At 72.0% G+C, this 415-nt stretch carries 1 protein-coding gene; it reads left to right on the forward strand.

Annotated elements, in window-relative coordinates; genetic code table 11:
• On the forward strand, window positions 1–415 hold a 415-nt coding region (locus GVK91_RS27235; protein ID WP_200845727.1), incomplete at both ends, for a hypothetical protein.

Consider the following 415-nt stretch of genomic DNA (forward strand, 5'->3'; position numbering starts at 1 on the left):
CGAGGGCGTCCTGCAGCGCTTCGCCGACCTGTTCAAGAGCCTCGGCGAGAGCATCCAGAAGTCGCTCGATGACCAGAAGGCCAACCGCTTCGCCCAGAAACTGGCCGAGGCGCTGGGCACGGACCCCAAGACGCTGGACAAGCTCGACGACGGCCAGGCCAACGGCAGCTTCAACCAGCTCGCCAAGGACCTCATGAAGGGCCTCGAATCGCTCACCGGCGCATCGCCGGCCGGCGGCGGCACGGGCAGCACGGGCGGTTCCGGGAGCGGCAATGGCGCGGGCAGCGCCGGCCCCGCAGGCAGCACGGGTGGTGCGGGCAATGCCGGTGGTGCGGGCAATGCCGGCGGCCCGGCCGCGACGGGCGGGACCAGCGACGCGAATGGCGGTGGCGCGGACGACGTCGGTGAGCTGGTC

The organism is Sphingobacterium sp. 18053 (assembly GCF_902706145.1).
GTDB lineage: Bacteria > Bacteroidota > Bacteroidia > Sphingobacteriales > Sphingobacteriaceae > Sphingobacterium > Sphingobacterium paramultivorum.